This is a genomic window from Bradyrhizobium sp. Pa8, assembly GCF_052588265.1.
Window position 1 is genome coordinate 2,781,359 of sequence record NZ_CP176767.1, and the last position, 22,330, is coordinate 2,803,688.

General features: G+C 64.7%; 20 protein-coding genes. 9 read left to right on the forward strand and 11 right to left on the reverse strand.

Features of this window, described 5'->3' with window-relative positions:
* Positions 1-16 precede the first annotated feature (16 nt).
* The 9 genes from ACKWRH_RS12625 to ACKWRH_RS12665 form a co-directional block, all read right to left on the reverse strand.
* Complete coding sequence (locus ACKWRH_RS12625) at positions 17-1,120, reverse strand: ABC transporter ATP-binding protein (RefSeq protein WP_445222386.1); 1,104 nt, start codon at positions 1,118-1,120, stop codon at positions 17-19.
* A 175-nt stretch (positions 1,121-1,295) separates the two neighbouring features.
* Positions 1,296-2,285: an ABC transporter ATP-binding protein gene (locus tag ACKWRH_RS12630; protein ID WP_445220793.1), complete on the reverse strand. Its 990-nt coding sequence runs from the start codon at positions 2,283-2,285 to the stop codon at positions 1,296-1,298.
* On the reverse strand, positions 2,282-2,992 hold the full coding sequence (locus ACKWRH_RS12635) for a DUF1028 domain-containing protein (RefSeq protein ID WP_445220794.1): 711 nt from the start codon (positions 2,990-2,992) through the stop codon (positions 2,282-2,284). Before ACKWRH_RS12635 ends, ACKWRH_RS12630 begins: the two co-directional genes overlap by 4 nt.
* 9 nt (positions 2,993-3,001) lie before the next feature.
* Complete coding sequence (locus tag ACKWRH_RS12640) at positions 3,002-4,807, reverse strand: gamma-glutamyltransferase family protein (protein WP_445220795.1); 1,806 nt, start codon at positions 4,805-4,807, stop codon at positions 3,002-3,004.
* A gap of 87 nt (positions 4,808-4,894) precedes the next feature.
* Entirely contained in the window at positions 4,895-5,884 is a 990-nt protein-coding gene (locus ACKWRH_RS12645; protein ID WP_445220796.1) for an ABC transporter ATP-binding protein, read from the reverse strand.
* Positions 5,881-6,867, reverse strand: coding sequence for an ABC transporter ATP-binding protein (locus ACKWRH_RS12650; RefSeq protein WP_445220797.1), 987 nt, complete (start codon positions 6,865-6,867; stop codon positions 5,881-5,883). Before ACKWRH_RS12650 ends, ACKWRH_RS12645 begins: the two co-directional genes overlap by 4 nt.
* Before the next feature lie 43 nt (positions 6,868-6,910).
* Positions 6,911-7,882, reverse strand: a complete 972-nt coding sequence (locus ACKWRH_RS12655) for an ABC transporter permease (RefSeq protein ID WP_445220798.1) — start codon at positions 7,880-7,882, stop codon at positions 6,911-6,913.
* 10 nt (positions 7,883-7,892) lie between these two features.
* Positions 7,893-8,873 carry an ABC transporter permease gene (locus ACKWRH_RS12660; protein ID WP_445220799.1) on the reverse strand — a complete coding sequence of 327 codons (981 nt, stop codon included), beginning with the start codon at positions 8,871-8,873 and terminating at the stop codon, positions 7,893-7,895.
* Positions 8,874-8,977: 104 nt separating this feature from the next.
* Positions 8,978-10,573: an ABC transporter substrate-binding protein gene (locus ACKWRH_RS12665; protein WP_445220800.1), complete on the reverse strand. Its 1,596-nt coding sequence runs from the start codon at positions 10,571-10,573 to the stop codon at positions 8,978-8,980.
* 293 nt (positions 10,574-10,866) lie between these two features.
* Here ACKWRH_RS12665 and ACKWRH_RS12670 point away from each other — a divergent pair, with 293 nt between their 5' ends.
* The 6 genes from ACKWRH_RS12670 (at position 10,867) to ACKWRH_RS12695 (ending at position 18,586) form a co-directional block, all read left to right on the forward strand.
* The gene (locus tag ACKWRH_RS12670) at positions 10,867-11,124 is read left to right on the forward strand and encodes a DUF6489 family protein (RefSeq protein ID WP_028146839.1); all 258 of its coding nucleotides are present in this window, start codon (positions 10,867-10,869) and stop codon (positions 11,122-11,124) included.
* Complete coding sequence (locus ACKWRH_RS12675; protein ID WP_445220801.1) at positions 11,125-11,925, forward strand: esterase/lipase family protein; 801 nt, start codon at positions 11,125-11,127, stop codon at positions 11,923-11,925.
* 46 nt (positions 11,926-11,971) lie between these two features.
* Entirely contained in the window at positions 11,972-13,522 is a 1,551-nt protein-coding gene (locus tag ACKWRH_RS12680; RefSeq protein ID WP_445220802.1) for a WS/DGAT/MGAT family O-acyltransferase, read from the forward strand.
* A 10-nt stretch (positions 13,523-13,532) separates the two neighbouring features.
* The gene (locus ACKWRH_RS12685; protein WP_445220803.1) at positions 13,533-14,528 is read left to right on the forward strand and encodes an alpha/beta fold hydrolase; all 996 of its coding nucleotides are present in this window, start codon (positions 13,533-13,535) and stop codon (positions 14,526-14,528) included.
* A gap of 116 nt (positions 14,529-14,644) precedes the next feature.
* Positions 14,645-17,881: a bifunctional cytochrome P450/NADPH--P450 reductase gene (locus ACKWRH_RS12690; RefSeq protein WP_445220804.1), complete on the forward strand. Its 3,237-nt coding sequence runs from the start codon at positions 14,645-14,647 to the stop codon at positions 17,879-17,881.
* A 30-nt stretch (positions 17,882-17,911) separates the two neighbouring features.
* Positions 17,912-18,586 carry a spermidine synthase gene (locus tag ACKWRH_RS12695; protein WP_445220805.1) on the forward strand — a complete coding sequence of 225 codons (675 nt, stop codon included), beginning with the start codon at positions 17,912-17,914 and terminating at the stop codon, positions 18,584-18,586.
* A gap of 23 nt (positions 18,587-18,609) precedes the next feature.
* On the opposite strand, the gene ACKWRH_RS12700 is transcribed toward ACKWRH_RS12695, so the two are convergent.
* Entirely contained in the window at positions 18,610-19,074 is a 465-nt protein-coding gene (locus ACKWRH_RS12700; protein WP_445220806.1) for a nuclear transport factor 2 family protein, read from the reverse strand.
* A gap of 124 nt (positions 19,075-19,198) precedes the next feature.
* Positions 19,199-20,113, reverse strand: coding sequence for an alpha/beta fold hydrolase (locus ACKWRH_RS12705; RefSeq protein ID WP_445220807.1), 915 nt, complete (start codon positions 20,111-20,113; stop codon positions 19,199-19,201).
* Positions 20,114-20,277: 164 nt separating this feature from the next.
* Between ACKWRH_RS12705 and ACKWRH_RS12710 the strand changes: the two genes are divergently transcribed.
* From ACKWRH_RS12710 to ACKWRH_RS12720, 3 genes are read left to right on the forward strand one after another with little or no spacing between them, the layout of a single operon-like run.
* Positions 20,278-20,661: a hypothetical protein gene (locus tag ACKWRH_RS12710; RefSeq protein ID WP_445220808.1), complete on the forward strand. Its 384-nt coding sequence runs from the start codon at positions 20,278-20,280 to the stop codon at positions 20,659-20,661.
* Positions 20,658-21,740, forward strand: coding sequence for a PHA/PHB synthase family protein (locus ACKWRH_RS12715; RefSeq protein WP_445220809.1), 1,083 nt, complete (start codon positions 20,658-20,660; stop codon positions 21,738-21,740). The genes ACKWRH_RS12710 and ACKWRH_RS12715 overlap by 4 nt, the downstream gene beginning before the upstream one ends.
* Positions 21,737-22,330, forward strand: coding sequence for a GNAT family N-acetyltransferase (locus ACKWRH_RS12720; protein WP_445220810.1), 594 nt, complete (start codon positions 21,737-21,739; stop codon positions 22,328-22,330). Before ACKWRH_RS12715 ends, ACKWRH_RS12720 begins: the two co-directional genes overlap by 4 nt.

The following is a 22,330-nucleotide window of genomic DNA, read 5'->3' on the forward strand; positions in this document are numbered from 1 at the left end:
AACCTCTGTTTTGCGGCTATGCCGGGTCCGTTCCCAATGAACTAACCCCGCCGCCGCGGACTGCTTCCGGGCCGCCGCTGAAGGCGGCGACCAATTTTTCAAGGACCGGCGAAAAGCCGCCGTCGGACGGGACGATCGCCGCGGAGGACGGCAGTTCCGATGTTCGGTGACAGGCCGTTGCATGTCCGATGCCATCCGGCACGAGCTGCGGCATTTCACTGCGGCAGCGGTCGACTACGTAGGGGCAGCGGGTGTGGAAGCGGCAACCCGGCGGCGGGCTGAGCGCGCTCGGGATCTCTCCCTGCAGCACAATCCGGCTGCGCTTTGCCCGCGGTTTAGGCATGGGGATCGCGGACAGCAGCGCACGGCTGTAGGGATGGCGGGGTGCCGCGAACAGGGCGTCCGCCTCGGCGGTCTCGACGATCTGGCCGAGATTCATCACCGCGACATGGTCGGCGATGTGCTTGACCACAGCCAGATCGTGCGAGACGAAGATGTAGGCCAGCCCAAGCCGGTCCTGCAGCTCGCGCAGGAGGTTGAGGATCTGCGAGCGGATCGAGACGTCCAGCGCCGAGACCGGCTCATCGCAGATGATCAGTTTTGGTTCGACCGCGAGCGCGCGGGCGATGGCGATGCGCTGGCGCTGGCCGCCGGAGAATTCGTGCGGATAACGTCGCTCGAGCCGCGGCTCGAGACCGACCAGCCGCAGGATTTCCGCGACGCGCTCGCGGCGTTGCGCCGGCGGTACCAGATCGTGCAGCGCCAGCGGCTCGGTGAGAATCTGGCCGACCGTCATGCGCGGATTAAGCGAGGCGTAGGGGTCCTGGAAGATGATCTGCGCTTCGCGACGGAAGGCGCGGAGCGCCCCGGCGTCCAGCGAGAGCAGGTCACGGCCGGCGAAACGCACCGTGCCTGCATCCGGCTCGATCAGCCGCAGCACCAGGCGACTGACAGTGGATTTGCCGCACCCGGATTCGCCGACCAAGGCCAGCGTCTTGCCGGCTTCGAGAGAGAAGCTGACGCCATCGACCGCTTTGACATGCCCCAGTGCCCGGCCGAACAACGAACGCCCGGCGACAAAATGCTTGACCAGCCCTTCGACCTCGAGGAGAGCGGTCATCGTGTCTGCTCCCCGCGAATCCTGCTCTCTTGTCCCGGGCGCGGCGCAACGCGACGTGTTGCGACGCTGAACCGGGATCCAGCTCGCCGCCACATGGGCCCCGGTTCAGCAGCGCACCACTGCGCTTCGCTTGTGCTGCGCTGTGCCCAGGGCACGAGAGGAGAGAGCGAGGCCATCACGACACCAGCAGTTCGAGAGGCGCGCGGATGCAGCGCGAGAGGTGGCCGGGGCTGACTTCGACCAGCGGCGGCGGCACCTCGGTGCAGGTATCCAGCACGAAGGGGCAGCGCGCGGCGAAGCGGCAGCCGGCGGGTGGCTGCGCCATGTTCGGCACCATGCCCTCGATCGTGGCCAGCTGCTCGGCGCGGTGGTCGAGCCGCGGGATCGAGCCCAGCAGGCCGACGGTGTAGGGATGCTGCGGCATCGCGAACAGCTCGTCGACCGGCGCGCGCTCGACGATCTCGCCGGCATACATCACCGCGACCTCGTCGCAGACTTCGGCGACGACACCGAGATCGTGGGTGATCAGGATGATGGCGGCGCCGCTCGCCGCCTTCAGTTCGCGCATCAGCTCCAAAATCTGCGCCTGCAAGGTGACATCGAGCGCCGTGGTCGGCTCGTCCGCGATCAGGAGGCGCGGATCGCAGGCGAGCGCCATCGCGATCATCACGCGCTGGCGCATGCCGCCGGAGAGCTTGTGCGGATATTCGTCGATGCGCCGCTCCGGCGAGGGGATGTGAACGCGCCGCAGCAGCTCGATCGCCCGCTCGCGCGCGCTCTTCCGCGAGCCGCCACGGTGACGCAGGATCGTTTCGGTGATCTGGTCGCCGATGGTGAAGCTCGGGTTGAGCGACGTCATCGGCTCCTGAAAAATCATCGCCAGCCGGTTGCCGCGGAGGTCGCGCAGCGTTTGGTCAGGAGTCTTCAGCAGGTCGAAGCCGTCGAAGCGGATCGCGCCCGAGATCTCCGCGCTTTGCTTCGGCAGCAATCCCATGATCGCCAGCGACGTCACGCTCTTGCCGCAACCGGATTCGCCGACGAGGCCGAGCGTCGCGCCATTGGCGACGCTGAGATCGACGCTGTCGACGGCGTGGGTCACGCGGCCGTCGTCGCCGTGGAAGCGGATGCGCAGATCCTTGATCTCGATGAGAGGGCTTGCGCTCATGATTGCCTTGCTCGGCTCGCAGCGATGCTGGCGTCGATGACGCTGCGATCGGTATTGCCTGCCGGGTTCTGCCGCGTCGGCATAGAGGACCGGAAATGCACCCAGAGTTCCTGACTGACGCGCTCCAGCCGTTCGAGCTCGCCCAGCGGATCGGAATGATCGTCGGCGCGAATGTCCAGCGCCGGCCATTCCTCCTCGCCGTGGATCAGGAGCGCCGCGGATTGCTTGCCGCGCTTGTCGCCGCCGGCGGCCTCGCCCGCGCGCATGGCGGCAAGCAGGCGGCGCGGGAAGGGCAGGCTGTCATTGGCGATATAGGTCTTCGCGGTCTCGTCGAGCACGTCGGCGCCGGCCAGCATGTTGCCGGCGATCGAGAAGCCGCTGCCGGCGATGTGCCCGCACCAGTCGACGCAGTCGCGCCCGGTATGCGCGGCGATCGCGCCGCCGGCGTCCATGATGTGGATCTGGCGGCTTTCGCGGCCGTCGTCGGTCGCAAGCAGGGTGGCGAGAACGTCATGCGCGTTCAGGCCCTCGCGCAGCAGCTTGACGCCGTCGATGCCGTAATAGGGATTGACGAAGGCCTGGGTCGCGATGGCGCCGAGGCCGGCCGCGACGTAGGGCACGCGCGCGCCGACGGCGAAGAAACGGGTCGCGACCGCGATGCCGAACTGGCCGGTGGCAGGATCTCGCGCGATGATCGACCAGGTCATGTGCTGCCTTCAGCGCCCTGCGGCGTAGCCCTGCATGCCGCGCGGGTTGGCGGCGGCGCGGCGGCGCACCCCGACGCGCGAGGCCGCGGTGAGGCGACCTTCCGACCAGTCGGGGCCGACCTCGACAATGTGTCCGCGCTCGCGAAGGTTCGCGATCGTCGCCTTCGGCACGCGGTTCTCGACCACGAGCACGCCGGGGCGTGCGGTGCGCGGCCAGAACGAGATCGGGAAATGTTCGGAGTGCCAGGCCGGCGCGTCGATCGCTTCCTGGAGATTGAGGTTGCAATGGACGTGGCGCAGGAAGAACTGCGTGATCCACTGATCCTGCTGGTCGCCGCCGGGCGAGCCCCAGGCGAGGTACGGTTCGCCGTCGCGTAGCGCCATGGTGGGGGACAGCGTCGTGCGCGGCCGCTTGCCCGGCGCCAGCGCGGCGGGATGGTCTTCCTCCAGCCAGAACATCTGGGCGCGGCTGCCGAGGCAGAAGCCGAGCTCCGGTATGATTGGTGAGGATTGCAGCCAGCCGCCCGATGGCGTCGAGGACACCATGTTGCCGGCCTTGTCGATGATGTCGAAATGCACGGTGTCGCCGCGCACCTCGCCGAAACGCCCGACTGTCGGCTCGCCGGCGCCAAGCGCGCCGACCGCCTCGCGCTGCCACTCGGCGCGGCGCAGCTTGACCACGCCGCCAAAACCTTCGACCGAACCTGGGAGGAAGTCGAGCGAGGCCTTGTCGGTGATGAGCTTGCGGCGCTCGTCGTTATAGGCGTCCGACAGCAGCGTCGCGATCGGGATCTCGCTGAACTTGGGATCGCCGTAGAATTTCTCGCGGTCGGCAAACGCAAGCTTGGCGCATTCGATCTGGAGATGGATGAATTCCGGCCCGGTCGGATCAAGCCCGTCGAGCGCAAAGCCCTTGAGCAGCGCGAGCTGCTGGAGTGTCACCGGGCCCTGGCTCCAGACGCCGGCCTTGCAGACGGTGTAGCGGCCATAGTCGTAGGTGAGCGGTGCCTCGATCGTCGGCTGCCAGCGCGCCATGTCGTCGGCCGAGAGCACGCCGCGATGCGGCGAGCCGCTGACATCCATCACTTCCTGGGTGCGGCAGAACTTGTCGATGGCTTCCGCGACGAAACCTTGCGACCAGGCCTTTCGCGCGCGCTCGATCTCGGCGTCGCGGCCACCGCCGCCGCTCTCGGCTTCGCTGAGAATGCGCGCGTAGGTCGAAGCCAGTGTCTTGTTGGTGAAGAGCGTGCCGGGCCTCGGCACTTCGCCGTTGGGCAGATAGACCGCGGCCGAGGTCGGCCAATGCTTGCGGAACAGCTGCTCGACGGTCTGGATCGTGGCGCAGGCGCGCTCGACCAGCGGATAGCCGTCGCGCGCATAGGAGATCGCGGGCTCCAGCACGTCGCGCACGCGCATCGTGCCGTAGTCGCGCAGCAGCATCATCCAGGATTCGAACGTGCCGGGGACGCAGGCCGCGAGCAAGCCGGTGCCCGGCACCATGTCGAGGCCTTCGCTCTTGTAATGCGCGATGGTGGCGCGCGCCGGCGCCGGGCCCTGGCCGCAGATCACCTCGGTGCGTGCGCGTTTGACGTCGTGCACGATGATGGGCACGTCTCCGCCCGGGCCGTTCAGGTGCGGTTCGACGACCTGAAGCGTGAACGCCGTGGCGACGCCGGCATCGAAGGCGTTGCCGCCCTTTTCAAGGATGGCCATGCCGACCGCGGTCGCGATCCAGTGTGTGGTGGCGACCACCCCGAACGTGCCCTCGATCTCGGGGCGCGTCGTGAAGGGATCGGGATTGACGTTGCTGGCCATGGGATTTCGTTACCTTGTTTGTCGCGCGCGCAATTGATCACAGGCAATGCCGTGCCGCCAATGCGTAGGCCGCATGGCACGCGCGCGTCACGCCGGGACCGGCGCGGTGTTCACCGCATGGCAGGCGACGCCGGCGATCAGGCTCGGTGCTTCCTTGCGGCAGAGATCGAACGCCAGCGGGCAGCGCGGATTGAAGGCGCAGCCGGGCGGCGGATGGATCGGATTTGGAATCTCGCCCTTCACCGGAATGCGCTGGCGGCCGCTCATGGCGAGGTCAGGCACGGCGCCCAGCAGCATCTTGGTGTAGGGCATGCGCGGTCGGGCGAACAGCTCGCGTCCCTCCGCGATCTCGACGATGCGGCCGAGATACATCACGCCGACGCGGCTCGCCATGTGGCGGACGACGGCGAGGTTGTGGCTGATGAACATGTAGGTCAGGCCGAACTTGTCCTGGAGGTCGCGCATCAGGTTCAGGATCTGGGCCTGCACCGAGACATCGAGCGCCGAGGTCGGCTCGTCGCAGACGATGAACTCCGCATCGGAGGCGAGCGCTCGCGCGATCGCGATACGCTGGCGCTGGCCGCCGGAGAATTCGTGTGGAAATTTCAACCGGTCGTCGGGATGCAGGCCGACGAGGCTGAGCAATTCGCCGACGCGCGCCTGGATATCGCGCTCGCCCTGGATCAGGTCGAAGGCGCGGATCGGCTCGGAGATGATGGCATCGACCCGGAAGCGCGGGTTCAGGCTCGCATAGGGGTCCTGGAAGATCATCTGGATGCGGCGGCGCAGCTTCCGGCGCGCCGGCGCCTGCCGCGGATCGGTCATCGAGACGCCGTCGATCAGCACGCTGCCGGAGCTTGGCGGCAGCAGGCCGACTACCATTCGAGCCACCGTGGTCTTGCCCGAGCCGGACTCGCCGACCAGCGCAAACGTCTCGCCCTTCCTGATGTCGAAGCTAACGTGATCGACAGCCTTGAGATATTCGAGATGCCCGCCTTCGAGCACGCGGTTGAGCCAGGGTTTTGAGACGTCGAAGACGCGGCGCAGATTTGTAGCCTGGACGAAGGGCGTGCTCATGCCGCGCTCTCCGCAGGCACGGTGTCGTAGAGATGGCAGGCAACGGATTGTGCGCCGCGTGGCAGCGGCTCCGGCCGTTCAACCCGGCAGCGATCGAAGGCGAAGGCGCAGCGCGGATTGAACGAGCAGCCGCGCGGGATCGCCGACAGGCGCGGCATGGACCCGGGGATCTGCACCAGGCGCTTGTCGTCCCCGGCAAGCGTCGGGATCGCGCCCATCAGGCCCTTGGCGTAAGGGTGCAGCGGATTCCTGACGACGTCCTGTACCGGGCCGATCTCGGCGACGCGGCCGGCATACATCACCGCGACGCGGTCGGAGGTCTCCGCGATCACGCCCATATCGTGCGTCACCAGCATCACGGCGGTGCCGTGGTCGCGGCCGAGCCGCTTGATCAGCGAGATGATCTGGGCCTGCACGGAGACGTCGAGCGCGGTGGTCGGCTCGTCCGCGATGATCAGCTCCGGCTCGGCGCAGATCGCCAGCGCAATCACGACGCGCTGGCGCATGCCGCCGGAGAATTCGTGGGGATAGCCGTCGATGCGCTTTTCCGGCGCGGGAATGCCGACCTCGGCGAGCAGGTCGATGGCGCGGCGGCGCGCGGCCGTCTCGGACAGGTTCAGGTGAGTTTTGATCGTCTCGATGATCTGGTCGCCGACGCGGTACAGGGGATTGAGCGAGGTGAGGGGATCCTGGAAGATCATGCCGATCCGTTTTCCCCGGATGCGGCGTATCTCCTCGGCCGGCAGATTGTCGATGCGCTTGCCGGCGAGACGAATCTCGCCGCCGGCGATGCGGCCGGGCGGATCGATCAGGCCGATCACCGACAGGCCGGTGACGGACTTGCCGGCGCCGGATTCGCCGACCACGCCGAGTACCTCGCCCTTGGCGATGTCGAAGGAGACGCCGTCGATCGCGCGCAGCGTGCCGCGGCGAGAGGCGAACTCGACCTGAAGATTGCGCACGGAGAGAACGGGTTCGGTCATAGGCGAGGCGTTTTCATCGAAGCTTTGCTCATCGAACTCTTGCTCATCGAAGTTTCGGGTTGAGCGCATCGCGCAGCCAGTCGCCGAGCAGGTTGATCGACAGGATCAGCGCGGCGAGCGCAAGCCCGGGGAAGGCGACGATCCACCATTCGCCCGCGAACAGATAGTTGTTGCCGATGCGGATCAGCGTACCGAGCGACGGCATGGTGTCGGGCAGGCCGACGCCGAGGAAGGACAGGGTCGCCTCGGTGATGATGGCAAGCGCGAGGTTGATGGTGGCGATGACCAGGATCGGTCCCATCGTGTTGGGCAGCACGTGCCGTAGCATGATCTTTGGCGCGGGCAGGCCGATCAGCTGCGCTGCGGCCACGTAGTCCTTGTTCTTCTCGACCATCACGGAACCGCGCACCGTCCGGGCATATCCGACCCAGAAACTAAGCCCGATCGAGATCACCAGCACCACCAGCATGCTGTTGGCATCCAGCCGGTTGCCGAGGATCGATTTCGCGATGCCGTTGACCAACAGCGCGATCAGAATGGCGGGGAAGGTGAGCTGCACGTCGGCGATCCGCATGATCACGCCGTCGACCGCGCCCCCGAAATAGCCGGCGATCAGGCCGAGCGCGATTCCGAGCGCGCCGGCGAAGACCACGCCGGCGACGCCGACGGCGAGCGAGATGCGCAAGCCATAGAGGATGGCGGAGAACACGTCGCGGCCCTGCTCGTCGGTGCCGAGCAGGAACGGGCTCTGGCCGTCGGCGGTCCAGAGCGGTGAGATCCGCGAGTTCATCAATTGCAGCTGCGCCGGATCGAACGGGTTCTGCACCGCGAGCGCGGATGCAAAGATCGCGAGCAGGAAGAACAGCGCGGTAATGGCCGCAGCCACCATGGTCAGCTTGGAGCGACGGAACGAATAGAAGATGTCGCTGTCGAGCGCGCGGTTGAGCCAGCTGCGGGCGGCATGCGTCGGCAGCGTGCTCTGCTTGTCGGAATTTGAGGCGACTGCGTCGGACATGGGGGCTGCCTTATGCGGCGCGGCCGATGGTCGAGCGCAGGCGCGGATCGACCACGGTGTAGAGGATGTCGACCACCAGATTGATGGTGACGAAAATCAGAGAGACCATCAGCAGGTAGGCGGCCATAATCGGGATATCGACGTTTTGCACGGCCTGCACGAACAGAAGTCCCATGCCGGGCCATTGGAATACGGTTTCGGTGATGATCGAAAATGCAATAACCGAGCCAAACTGCAGTCCGGCCACCGTGATGACGGGAATGAGCGTGTTCTTCAGTGCGTGGCCGAAATGGATGGCACGGGTGGTCAGCCCGCGGGCCCGAGCGAAGCGAATATAGTCGGTCCGAAGCACTTCCAGCATCTCCGCGCGCACCAGCCGCATGATCAGGGTCATCTGGAACAGGCCGAGCGTGATCGAGGGCATGATCAGCGCCTTCAGGCCCGACAGCGTGAGCAGCCCCGTCGTCCACCAGCCGAGCCTGACCACCTCGCCGCGACCGAACGAGGGCAACCAGCCCAATGTCACCGCGAACAGATAGATCAGGAGAATGCCGATCAGGAAAGTCGGCAACGAGATGCCGATCAGCGAAACCGCCTGGAATAATTTGGCGAGCACGGTGTCGCGCTTGAGCGCCGAATAGACGCCCATCAGGATGCCGAACACCATTGCGAATACGGTCGCGCACATCGCAAGTTCCAGCGTCGCAGGCATGCGCTCCATCAACAGCGCCGAGACCGGCTGGCGGAACTGATAGGAGACGCCGAATTTGAACTGCGCGGCGTTGCCGAAATAGCGGACGAACTGCACCGGCACGGGATCATCGAGGCCGAGCGATTTGCGCACGGCTTCGCGTTCGGCCGCCGACGTATCGATCGAGACGATCTGGTTGACCGGGTCGCCGGCGAAGCGGAACATCGAGAACGCGATGATGCCGACGGCGAACATGACGCCGATGGCCTGAACGGCGCGGCGAAGAGTGAAAGCGAGCATGCCTTCCACCGTCCTTGGGTGTGCGTTTGGCTGACGTCTTTGTCAGCCGGAAAAGGAAAGGTCCCGGAAGCCTGATGCTGCCGGGACCTCGTGTTCAACTGACGCTATTCCTTCTTGGTCGCCCAGTGGAACATGACCAGATTGTCGGCGCGCTGCGGCAGGTTGACCTTCTTCGATACGCCCCAGGCCAGCGCCTGCTGGTGCAGCGGGATGTAGGACCAGTCCTTGTTGCCGATCTCGTAGGCCTGCTTGATCAGCTGGTTGCGTTTGGCGGTGTCGGTTTCGACCAGCACCTTGTCGGTGATGGCGTCGAAATCCTTGTTGCAGTAACCGCCAAGATTGGCTTCACCTCGCGAGGATTTCGCATCGTCGCGGCAGCCCATGATGTCATACAGCACGTTGTGCGAATCCATCGTGCTCGGCGTCCAGCCCAGCATGTAGAACGAGGTCTGGTAGCCGCCCTGTTTCAACACCTTGGCGAAGTATTGCGCCTTCGGCTGCGCCAGCAGATTGATCTTGACGCCGATGCGGGCGAGCATGCCGACGACGGCCTGGCAGATCGCGGCATCGTTGACGTAGCGATCGTTCGGGCAATCCATGGTGACCTCGAAGCCGTCGGGGTAACCGGCCTCGGTCAGGAGCTTCTTGGCACCGTCAGGGTCGAATTTCGGCCGGGTGAACTCCTTGGACAGCAGGAACAATTCCGGAGCGATCATCAGCGCCGACGGCGTCGCCAGTCCGCGCATCACGCGCGTCTTGATCAGCTCGATGTCGATCGCCTTGTAGAAGGCCTCGCGGACGCGGATGTCCTTGAATGGGTTCTTGCCCTTGACGCTCGAGTAGAGCAGCTCGTCGCGGACCTGATCGAAGCCGATGAAGATGGTGCGCAGCTCCGCCCCCTTCAGCACCTGGGCGTTCGGGCTCGAATCGACGCGGGAGATGTCCTGGATCGGCACCGGCTCGATGACGTCGACTTCGCCCGAGAGCAGGGCCGCGACGCGAGTGGCGTCGGAGGAGATCGGGGTGAAGATGATCTCCTTCAAATTACCTTCGACCTTGCCCCAGTAATTGGGGTTGGCCTTGAATACGGTCTTCACGCCGGGCTGATGGCTCTCGATGATGAAGGGACCGGTGCCGTTCTCGTGGAGCGAGGCGTAGCTCGGCGTGGTCGCCGCCACCGGCGTCGGATCGACGACGTTATTCTCCTCGGCCCATTTCTTGTCCATGATGTACCAGACATCCCACGAATTATGCAGGATGGGATTGGGAGAGGGCAGCACGAAATCGACGGTGTAGTCGTCGACCTTGACCACCTTGACGTCCGGCGCAAGGCGGGTTTGCATATTCGATCCCTTCTTGCGGACGCGGTCGGCCGAGAACACGACGTCGTCGGCGGAGAAGGGGTCGCCGTTGTGGAACTTCACGCCCTTGCGCAAATGGAAGCGCCAGCGGGTCGGCTCCGGAGTTTCCCAGCTCTCCGCCAGCGCCGGGATGATCTTGAGGTCCTTGTCGCGCGCGGTGAGGCCTTGATAGACGTGACCGAGATGGGCGTGAGTGGTGCTCTCGTTGAGGGTATAGGGATCGAGCGACTTCAGGTCACCCTGGTTGGCATAGCGTAGCGTCTGGCTCGACGCCGACGAGACCGTCAACGCGAGCGTACCGGCGAGCGTCGCCGCAAACAGACTTCGACCGACTGACATTCTTGACCCTCTCCACTCTGCCGCGCCGGTGATTTTTGATTGTTCGGCGGGCGGTTGAACCATGTTGCCCAGAGTTCTCGACCCGTGCAAGCGCCATTCCAGCAAGGAACGCGCCAAGTTGCGCCGCTGTGCAGCAATGCTGACCGACAATCGGGGGCGCGAGGCGGATTTTGATTGACCATATCTGCCGATCGTGGAGGCCGGTGCCCGGCCGCCTGTCTCAGGTCGCTTGCGTTGCACACCGTCTCGCGGTGATACTGCGACAGGCCGCTCGAATCTCATCTGGAGGGGACATGAAAGTTAACATCGAAATCGACTGTACCCCCCTCGAGGCCCGCCAGTTCTTCGGTTTGCCCGACGTGTCGCCGATGCAGACGGCGGTGATGGACAAGCTGCAGCAGCAGGTCCTCAGCAACATCGAGAAAGTCTCGCCGGAATCGCTGATCCAGAGCTGGTTCACCTTCGATCCCAAGATCGCCGAGCGGTTTCAGGACATGTTCGTCACCATGGCCGGTCTCGGCAGCCCGCGCAGCGGCGACAAGAAGAAATAAATGTCGCCCGGGCCGGACGAGCCGCAGGCGCCGGGCCGGCTTCGTCCGCCGAGCCTCGGCCTGCTGCTGGCCGAAGCGCGTGGACTTTTCGAATTCAACGCCAGCGTAATGCTGTCGCCGCTCCTGATGCGCGCGCCCAGGGGCGACGGCCATCCGGTGCTGGCGCTGCCGGGCTTTCTTGCCAGCGATCTTTCGATGGCGCCGATGCGGCGCTATCTCAGCGAGCTCGGCTATGAGGCGCATGCCTGGCGGATGGGGCGCAATCTCGGTGGGCTGGAACGGATGAGGGAAGCCCTGCGCACGCGCCTTGCCGAAATCCACGCCACGAGCGGACGCAAGGTCAGCCTGGTCGGTTGGAGTCTCGGCGGCGTCTATGCCCGCGATCTCGCGCTCCAGGCGCCCGAGATGGTCCGCTACGTCGTCACGCTCGGCAGCCCGTTTGCCAACGACGTGCGGGCGACCAACGCCACGCGGCTGTATGAAGCGCTGACCGGCGAGCGTGTCGAGGATTTTGCCGAGCTGCGCGAGGCGATCGCCGGCGATCTGCCGGTGCCGGCGACGTCGATCTACTCGCGCGCCGACGGTGTCGTGAACTGGCGAACCTGTTTGTTGCGCCCCTCCGACCGCGCCGAGAACATCGAGGTGCACCTGGCGAGCCATATTGGGCTCGGCGTGAACCCCGCGGCGCTGTGGGCCGTAGCGGACCGCCTGGCGCAACCGGAGGGGGAATTCTGGCCGTTCGACCGGACAGGGCCGTTTGCCATTGCATATGCCCCGCCGGAACGGGCAGTATCGGCCTGACGAGAAGCGCCGGCAAAGGCGCCCGTCAAAACGAGCGGAGGGAACTATGGCTGACGGTAAGAAGCTGTCGTCGCTGGACGCATCATTTCTCTATCTGGAAACGCCGGAGATGCCGATGCATGTCGGCAGCATGGCGATCTTTCGCCTGCCTGACGACTACAAGGGCGACTTCTTCGAAGACTTCAAGGCGATGATCGTCTCGCGCCTGCACATCGCGCCGATCCTGAAGGCGCGGCTGGAGAAGGCGCCGCTCGATATCGATCATCCCTCCTGGATCGAGGACGACCAGTTCGACATCGACCGCCACATCTTCCGCGCCAGCCTGCCGCAGCCGCGCGACCGCGCCACGCTCGAGCGCATCGTCGGCTGGATGCACGCCAAGCTCTTGAACCGCGCCCGGCCGCTCTGGGAGTTCTACGTGTTCGAGGGCATGAAGGACAACGAGGTCGGGCTCTATTCCAAGATGCACCATGCCGCCATCGACGGCGGCGCCGGGGCGGCGCTGACCAACATGATCTACGATATCTCGCCCACCCCCCGGAAGGTCGATCCGCCGACGCCGGGCAGCAAGCCCGGACAGGAGCCGCGCGACATCGCCGCCAATCTGCTCGATTCCTATCAGCAGCTCTTCACCCAGCCGCTCGATGCCTCGGCGGCCGCGAAGAACCTGCAACTGCCGCGCACAGGCAAGAGCGACATCGGCTCGATCCTGTTCGACAATGCGATGTATCAGATCGAGAGCGCGGTGCGCTTCGCCGGCAACATCCCCACCATGGTCAAGAGCGTCTCCGACGTGCTCGGCAAGATCTCCGATCCGAAATCTCGGGAAAGCCTCGCCAGCATGGTGTCGCCGCCGACGATGCTGAACAAGACGATTTCCTCGGAGCGCAGCTTTGCCGGCGTCTCGATCTCGCTTTCGCGTTCAAAGGCGCTCGCCAAGCAGGCCGGCGGCAAGCTCAACGACGTGGTGCTGGCGCTCGCCTCCGGCGTGGTCCGGCGCTACCTCCAGCAATATGGCACGCTGCCGGCGAAATCGCTGACCGCCGCCGTGCCGATCTCGCTGCGCGAGGAAGGCAACACCGAGGCCAACAACCAGGTGTTCGGCATGATCTGCTCGATCGCGACCAATATCGACGATCCCAAGGCGCGGCTGGAGGCGATCATCGCGCAGTCGACCAAGTCCAAGGAGATGTCGCATCCGTTGCGGGCCCTGATGCCGCAGATTTCCAACATCTCGATGCTGGGTGCGCCGATGATGGTGCAGGTTCTGGCGCTGCTCTACAGCCGCTCGAACCTGTCGGATGTGCTGCCGCCGGCGGCCAACATCACGGTGTCCAACGTGCCGGGGCCGCGGCAGACGCTCTATGCCGCCGGCGCGGAGCTGTTGCACATCTTCCCGGTGTCGATCTCGACACATGGACAGGCGCTCAACATCACCGTGCAGAGCTATCGCGACCAGCTCGACTTCGGCTTCATCGTCGGCGCCAACATCATTCCGCACGTGCAAGTGATGTGCGACATGCTGCCGGAGGAGTTCGCCGCGCTGGAGGCGGCCTACGCGCCGCCGCCGGCCGACGTCAAGGGCGCCGCAGAGTAGGAATATTGCGATGATTGAAATGCCACCGCTCAAGTTCGTGCAGACGAACGGAATCCGCATGGGCTACTACGAAGCGGGCCCGGTCAGCGACAAGCCGCCGATCGTGCTGTGCCACGGCTGGCCGGAACTCGCCTTCTCCTGGCGTCACCAGATCAAGGCGCTGAGCGAGGCCGGCATCCGGGTGATCGCGCCGGACCAGCGCGGCTATGGCGCGACCGACCGGCCCGAGCCGGTCGAGGCCTACGACATCGAACATCTGACCGGTGACCTCGTCGGGCTCCTCGATCATCTCCAGATCGACAAGGCAATCTTCGTCGGTCACGATTGGGGCGGCTTCATCGTTTGGCAGATGCCGCTGCGGCACATCAACCGGGTTGCGGGGGTGGTCGGCATCAACACGCCTCATACCAACCGTGCCTGGGCCGATCCGATCGAGCTGCTGCGCGCTCGCTTCGGCGACAAGATGTACATCGTGCAGTTCCAGGATCCGGCGCATGAACCCGACAGGATCTTCGGCAGTCGCGTCGAGCAGACATTCGATGCGTTCATGCGCAAGCCGGCGCCGCGCCCGCCCGATGCGCCGGCAGAGGAAGTGATCGCCGGCGTGGGCGCTTCGCCGCGGGTCAATCTGGCGTTTCCGCAGATGATTGCGGCTTACGACGCGAAGCACGATCCGCGCACGCCGATCCTGTCGCCGGAAGAGAAAAAGGTGTTCGTCGACAATTTCACCAGAACGGGCTTCACCGGCGGCATCAACTGGTACCGCAACATGTCGCGCAACTGGATTCGCGCCGAAGGGCTCGATCATACGGTGCGCGTGCCGTCGCTGATGATCATGGCGGAGAACGACGCTGTGTTGCCGCCGTCTTCCGCCGATGGCATGGACAAGCTGATTCCCGATCTCGAAAAATATCTGGTCCGCGACAGCGGCCATTGGACGCAGCAGGAGAAGCCGGAAGAGGTCAGCGCCAAGCTGATCGAATGGCGTAGAAAGCGGTTTGGCTAATTTGTCATTGCGAGCGAAGCGAAGCAATCCAGGAATCTTTCCGCGGGAAAATCCAGATTGCTTCGTCGCAAGGGCTCCTCGCAATGACGAGGGTTACTGAGGGGGAAGCGCCTTTAATGTCATCCAAGAACCGTCTGGACCCGATTCCGCAGCCGCCGACCAAGCCGGTGGTCGGCAACATGCTGTCGCTGGATTCGGCCGCGCCGGTGCAGCACCTGACCCGGCTTGCCAAGGAGCTTGGGCCGATCTTCTGGCTCGACATGATGGGCTCGCCGATCGTCGTCGTCTCCGGCCACGATCTCGTCGACGAGCTCTCCGACGAGAAGCGCTTTGACAAGACGGTGCGCGGTGCGCTGCGTCGCGTGCGCGCGGTCGGCGGCGACGGCCTTTTCACGGCCGACACCCGCGAGCCGAACTGGAGCAAGGCGCACAACATCCTGCTTCAGCCGTTCGGCAACCGTGCCATGCAGTCCTATCACCCGAGCATGGTCGATATCGCCGAGCAGCTCGTCAACAAATGGGAACGGCTCAACGCCGACGACGAGATCGACGTCGTCCATGACATGACCGCGCTGACGCTGGACACAATCGGCCTGTGCGGCTTCGAGTACCGCTTCAATTCCTTCTACCGGCGCGATTACCATCCCTTCGTCGAGTCGCTAGTGCGCTCGCTCGAAACCATCATGATGACGCGCGGCCTGCCGTTCGAGCAGCTCTGGATGCAGAAGCGCCGGAAGACGCTCGCAGAAGACGTCGCCTTCATGAACAAGATGGTCGACGAGATCATCGCCGAGCGCCGCAAGAGCGCGGAAGGGATCGACGACAAGAAGGACATGCTCGCCGCGATGATGACCGGCGTCGACCGCTCGACCGGCGAGCAGCTTGACGACATCAACATCCGCTACCAGATCAACACGTTCCTGATCGCGGGTCACGAGACCACCAGCGGCCTGCTGTCCTACACGCTCTACGCTCTGCTCAAGCACCCGGACATTCTCAAGAAGGCCTATGACGAGGTCGATCGCGTCTTCGGCCCCGACGTCACCGCGAAGCCGACCTACCAGCAGGTGACGCAGCTCACCTACATCACGCAGATCCTCAAGGAAGCTCTGCGGCTGTGGCCGCCGGCGCCGGCCTATGGCATCTCGCCGCTGAACGACGAGACCATCGGCGGCGGCAATTACAGGCTCAGGAAGGGCACCTTCATCACCATCCTGGTGACGGCGCTGCATCGCGATCCCTCGGTCTGGGGTCCGAATCCCGACGCCTTTGATCCCGAGAATTTCAGCCGCGAGGCGGAGGCCAAGCGGCCGATCAATGCCTGGAAGCCGTTTGGCAACGGCCAGCGCGCCTGCATCGGACGCGGCTTCGCCATGCACGAGGCCGCGCTCGCGCTCGGCATGATCCTCCAGCGCTTCAAGCTGATCGACCACCAGCGCTATCAGATGCATCTGAAGGAAACGCTGACGATGAAGCCGGAAGGCTTCAAGATCAAGGTACGTCCGCGCGCCGATCGCGAGCGCGGCGCCTATGGCGGCCCTGTCGCGGTCGCGTCCTCGGGGCCGCGGGCGCCTCGTAAGCCGACGACGCGGCCCGGCCACAATACGCCGATGCTGGTGCTGTACGGCTCCAACCTCGGCACGGCCGAGGAGCTCGCGACGCGCATGGCCGACCTTGCCGAGATCAACGGCTTTGCCGTGCATCTCGGGCCGCTCGACGATTACGTCGGCAAGCTGCCGCAGGAGGGCGGCGTGCTGATCATCTGCGCCTCCTATAACGGTGCGCCGCCTGACAATGCGACGCAATTCGTCAAATGGCTCGGCGACGATCTGCCGAATGACGCCTTTGCCAATGTGCGCTACGCCGTGTTCGGCTGCGGCAACAGCGACTGGGCGGCGACCTATCAATCGGTGCCGCGCTTCATCGACGAGCAATTGTCGAAGCACGGTGCACGCGCGGTCTATCCGCGCGGCGAGGGCGATGCGCGCAGCGATCTCGACGGCCAGTTCCAGAAATGGTTCCCGGCGGCCGCGCAGATCGCCACCAAGGAATTCGGCATCGACTGGAATTTCACCCGCACCGCGGAGGACGATCCGCTCTATGCGATCGAGCCGGTGGCAGTAACCGCCGTCAACACCATCGTGGCGCAGGGCGGCGCTGTCGCGATGAAGGTGCAGGTCAATGACGAGCTTCAGAACAAGTCCGGCGCCAATCCGTCAGAGCGTTCGACGCGCCATATCGAGGTGCAACTGCCGTCCAACATCACCTACCGCGTCGGCGATCATCTGAGCGTGGTCCCGCGCAATGATCCGACGCTGGTGGATTCCGTCGCCCGTCGCTTCGGCTTCCTGCCGGCCGACCAGATCAGGCTTCAGGTCGCCGAAGGCCGGCGCGCGCAGCTGCCGGTCGGCAATGCCGTCTCGGTCGGACGCCTGCTCAGCGAGTTCGTCGAGCTGCAGCAGGTGGCGACACGGAAGCAGATCCAGATCATGGCCGAGCACACCCGCTGCCCGGTCACCAAGCCTAAGCTGCTGGCCTTCGTTGGCGAGGAGGCCGAGCCGCTCGAGCGTTATCGCACCGAGATTCTGTCAAGGCGCAAATCGGTATTCGACATGCTGCTCGAATATCCGGCCTGCGAGTTGCCGTTCCACGTTTACCTGGAAATGCTCTCGCTGCTGGCACCGCGTTATTACTCGATCTCCTCTTCGCCGTCGGTGGACCCGGCGCGGTGCAGCGTCACGGTCGGCGTGGTCGAAGGGCCGGCTGCCTCCGGACGCGGTGTCTACAAAGGCATCTGCTCGAATTATCTCTCCAATCGGCGTGCGGGCGATGCGATCTATGCCACCGTGCGCGAGACCAAAGCCGGATTCCGGCTCCCGGATGAGTCATCGGTGCCGATCATCATGATCGGCCCGGGCACGGGGCTTGCGCCGTTCCGCGGCTTCCTCCAGGAGCGCGCCGCGCGAAAGGCGAAAGGCGCCGCCCTCGGTCCGGCCATGCTGTTCTTCGGCTGCCGCCATCCCGACCAGGATTTTCTCTACGCGGAGGAGCTGAAGGGGCTGGCGGCAAGCGGCATCACCGAGCTCTTCACGGCATTCTCGCGTGCAGATGGACCGAAGACCTATGTGCAGCACATGCTTGCCGCGCAGAAGGACAGGGTCTGGCCGCTGATCGAGCAGGGCGCGATCATCTATGTCTGCGGCGATGGCGGCAAGATGGAGCCCGACGTGAAGGCCGCGCTCGTCGCGATCCATCGCGACAAGAGCGGCAGCGATGCCGCCACGGCTGCGCGCTGGATCGAGGAGATGGGCGCGAAGAACCGGTATGTGCTGGACGTCTGGGCGGGAGGGTGATTGTTCGTCCGATCGTGCTAAAGCTCTCCCATGATTCCCTGGGAAAAGATCGACACCGCAAAAATCCCCGGCTCCGACGAGGAGCTCCGCCTGATGCGGCGGGGCAAGGAGTTCTCCATCAAGCTCGGCACCAATGAGCTGATGAACAACCGCCTGTCGGGCTCTGAGGCCGCGCTCGCGACGCTGGCGGCGAAGCAGATCGAGACGGTCGCAAAGCCCGTTGTCCTCATCGGTGGCCTCGGCATGGGCTTTACGCTGCGCGCAGCGCTCACTGTGCTGGGAAGCAAGGCGAAGATCGTGGTCTCCGAGCTCGTGCCGGCGGTGGTCGCCTGGGCGCGCGGCCCCATGGCCGAGGTCTTCGGCGACAGTCTAGATGACGTCAGGGTCAAAATCCGGGAGACCGACGTCGGTGAAATCATCCGCGCGCAGCGATCGGCCTTCGACGCCATCCTCCTCGACGTCGACAACGGGCCGGAAGGGCTGACCCGGAAGGGCAATGACGCACTCTACAATGCGAGCGGGTTGAAAGCGGCGAAGGTGGCGCTGCGGCCGGGCGGCGTGCTCGCCGTCTGGTCGTCGGGACCCAACCCGGCCTTCACCAAGCGCCTCGGTAGCGCCGGCTTCGATGTGAACGAAGTCAACGTGCGCGCCACCGGCAGAGGCGGTGGCGCGCGCCATGTGATCTGGATGGCGCGGAAGAGCTAGGCCGTTTCCTCGGCCGCCGTCCGTCAGAACATCGTGTTGTTGTTCGCCGGATTTTCCGGGATGTCCTGAACGACGTCCCAGTGTTCGACGATCTTGCCGTTCTCCAGCTTGAAGATATCCACGATCGCGCGGCCCCTGCTGCCGGGCTCGCGAACGGAGTGAACATGGAGGATGACAAAGTCGCCATCGACGAATGAGCGCTTGATGTCGCTGTGCGAGTTCGGGAATTTCTCGCGCAGGAAGCCGATGAATTTGCGAAAACCGTCCGGACCATCGGGCGCATTCGGATTGTGCTGGACATAGCGGTTGCCGACATAGGCGAGGGCGGCGTCGGCGTCCTTCTGGTTGAGGCCCTTCTCGTAGAAGGCCAGCACGGCGGCGCGGTTGGCTTCTTCCTGCGCGCTGGCGGCCAGCGCAGCGCTGTTGCCGAGGGACAGCATGAGAATGGAGGCCGCAATCATTGCGACGGACCGGACGATGAGACGCATGTGAGCTCCGAGAGGCCGCAGCCTCTGTCTTGCGATTGAGGGAGGCCTGTATAGCTTTCGCGCCAGCTTGCGTTAAGAGAGTAACCGGAAGCTCACATGGTCACCGCGAGGAGACCGGTCGCGTTTACGCCGCTTGCGCCGCCGCCCCATGGGCGTGCTTGTCGATGGCGCGGATGATGTCGGGCCAGAAGCGCATCGGCAGCGCATGGCCCATGCCGTCGATCATCAAGAGCTTTGCGCCGGGAATCGACTCTGCGGTGTCCTTGCCGCCTTCGGGCCGCACCAGCGGATCGACGGTGCCGTGAATGACCAGCGTCGGTGCTTTCACGCTCTGCAGCCGTTCCTTGCGGCTGCCGGAGGCGAGTACGGCGCGGAGCTGCCGGCCGACGCCGGCCGGATTGAGGCCGCGTGCGAACACGCGCTCGGCACGATCGGGGTCGAGCGCCTCTTCCTCCGGAAACGACCCGGCGCGCAACACCTTCCAGGTCTCTCCGAAGCGGACGATGAACTCCTCCTTGCTGCGCGGCGGCGGCGCCATCAACATCGCGGCAGCCTCGCGTGTCGGCGGCGGCACGCGCGGATTGCCTGTCGTCGACATGATCGAGGTAAGCGAGCGCACGCGCTCGGGAAACGACAGCGTCACCTCCTGCGCGATCATGCCGCCCATCGAGGCGCCAACCAGATGCGCCGACTTGATGCCGAGCGCATCCATCAGGCCGACCGTGTCCTTCGCCATGTCGATCAGCTTGTAGGTCGCGGCGACGGGAATCCTGAGGAAGCGCAGCTTCAGCAGCTCGAGCGGCGTCAGGCGTTTGCCGCCCGTCAGGTGGCTCGACTTGCCGATGTCGCGATTGTCGAAGCGGATCACGCGAAAGCCGTGCACGGCGAGCTGCTCGCAGAACGCATCGTCCCAGTGGATCATCTGCGCCCCGAGCCCCATGATCAGCAGCAGCGGCTCGGCGTTGTCGTTGCCGAAAATCTCGTAGCAGATGTCGATGCCGTTGGCGCGGATGGTCTGGGGCGGCTGATGGGTGGTCACGGGCGCGTTCCCTCCTGCTGATCGATGCTGTATCGCACGGTTTGCCGCCGCAAAGAAGCCGTGTGCGCCGCACCGCGCGACCTGCCGGTTGACCGCTCCCTCGCAACGGTGTGGTATGGCGAAAAAAGAAGGGCATCGCAGCTCTCGATATCAGGAGGACGCCGATGACCGACAAGACCAATGACCCGGTCGCCATGTGGCAGAAAATGGTGGGTGAGATGGAGAAGGGGTTCAACTCCTTCGCCAACCAGGCCATGTCGTCGCCCGAGTTTTCACAGGCGATGAACCGCGCGGGAGGGGTTGCTGCAGGTGCTCAGAAGCAGCTCGGCGAGCTCATGGAAAAATATCTGGTCTCCATGAACCTGCCCAGCCGCGATCAGGTCACTGGCCTTGCCGAAAGGTTGCAAGCCATTGAAGGCCAGATCGGTGAGATCAAGTGGATGCTGAGCCAGATGGCGGCAGGTTCCGGCGTATCTCAGGGCTTCGATATGGCATTGCGCCCGCCGCGCACCAAGCGCCCGCCGTCCGAGGGGGGAGAGCAGACATGAATGCACCCACCGGACTAGATTTCGCATCGATCCCGGATCGCATCCAGTCGGAGGTGCAGCGGGCCATCCAGCGCAGCATCAAGGGTGTCGAATATTTCTCGACTTCGGGCCCTTCGCTCGGCTCGACTCCGAAGGACGTGCTGCATTCGCGCGGCACCATGAGCCTCTATCACTACCGGCCGATGTCCGACGAGATCTACCGCGTGCCGGTCTTGATCGTGATGGCGACCACCAATCGCGGCTATATCCTCGATCTCGTGCCCGGCCAGAGTTTTATCGAATTCCTGCTCAAGCGCGGCTACGACGTCTACATGCTGGACTGGAGCGCGCCGCGGCCGGAGGAGAAGAGCCTGCGCATGGAGGATTACGTCCTCGATTTCATCCCGGATTGCGTCCGTCGCGTGCAGGCGGATTCCGGCGAGCAGGACGTCTCCGTGATCGGCTATTGCTTCGGTGGCGTGCTGTCGCTGCTCTATGGCTCGATCCACAAGGACGGGCCGATGAAGAATTTGATCTGCTTCACCACGCCGATCGACTTTCGCGAGATGAAGCTATTCTCCAATTTCTCCGACCGCCGCTATTTCGACGTCGACCGTCTCGTCGACAGCGTCGGCAACGTGCCGCCGGAGATGATCCTGTCCTCGTTCGAGATGCTGCGCCCGGCCTCGCGCACGGTGAGCCAGATCCAGCTTTGGGAAAACATCTGGAACGACGAGTTCGTGAAGTCGTACCGGATGTTCGATCGCTGGGCGACCGACACGCTGCCGCTTGCGGGCGAGTATTTCCGCGCCATCACCAAGGATCTGATGTGGGACAACAAGCTGTTCAACGACACCATGTCGGTCGGCGGCCGCGCGGCGAAGCTCGAAGACATCAAGGTGCCGTTCCTGCATGCGGTCGCGGAGCACGATCACATCGTGCCGTATGACGCCGCAAAGCACCTGATCGCCAAGATCGGGTCCGAGGACAAGGAAGAGGTGATGCTGAAGGGCGGTCACGTCTCGCTGGTCGCCGGCGCCAATGCGGTGAAGCGGCTGTGGCCGAAACTGGACTCCTGGCTGGGGAAGAGATCGACATGAGTGAGCAGCGTTCCTATCCGCGTCAGGTCAAGACCGACGCCGGTGATATCGAGATCCGCCTGATGTCGCCTGCGGACGAGGCTGCGGTGCTTGCGTTCGGCAAGGGCCTGCCGACCCATGATCTGTTGTTCCTGCCGCGCAACATCAGCGAGCCGAAGGTGCTCTCGGCCTGGGTCAAGGAGATCGAGCGCGGCGCGATGACCAGCCTGCTCGCGGTCAGGGACGGCAAGGTCGTCGGCTGTGGCACACTGGTGCGCGACCCGCACTCCTGGTCGCCCCATGTCGGCGAGATCCGGATGGTTGTTTCCCTCGACGTGCGCGGGAAGGGGGTCGGGCGGGCGCTGTCGCAGGAGACCTTTGCGCTCGCGCTCGGCGCCGGTCTGGAAAAGCTTTCGGTCCAGATGACGGTCGACCAGCAGGCGGCGATCGCCCTGTTCGAGAGCCTCGGCTTCAAGGCCGAGGCTCTGCTACGGGACCATGTCCGGGACGTCGACGGCAAGACCCACGACATCGTCGTGCTCGGCCACAACATCGCGCAGGTGCAGGCCCAGATGGAGGCCTATGGGTTGCCAGGTGCCGTCCAGCACTAA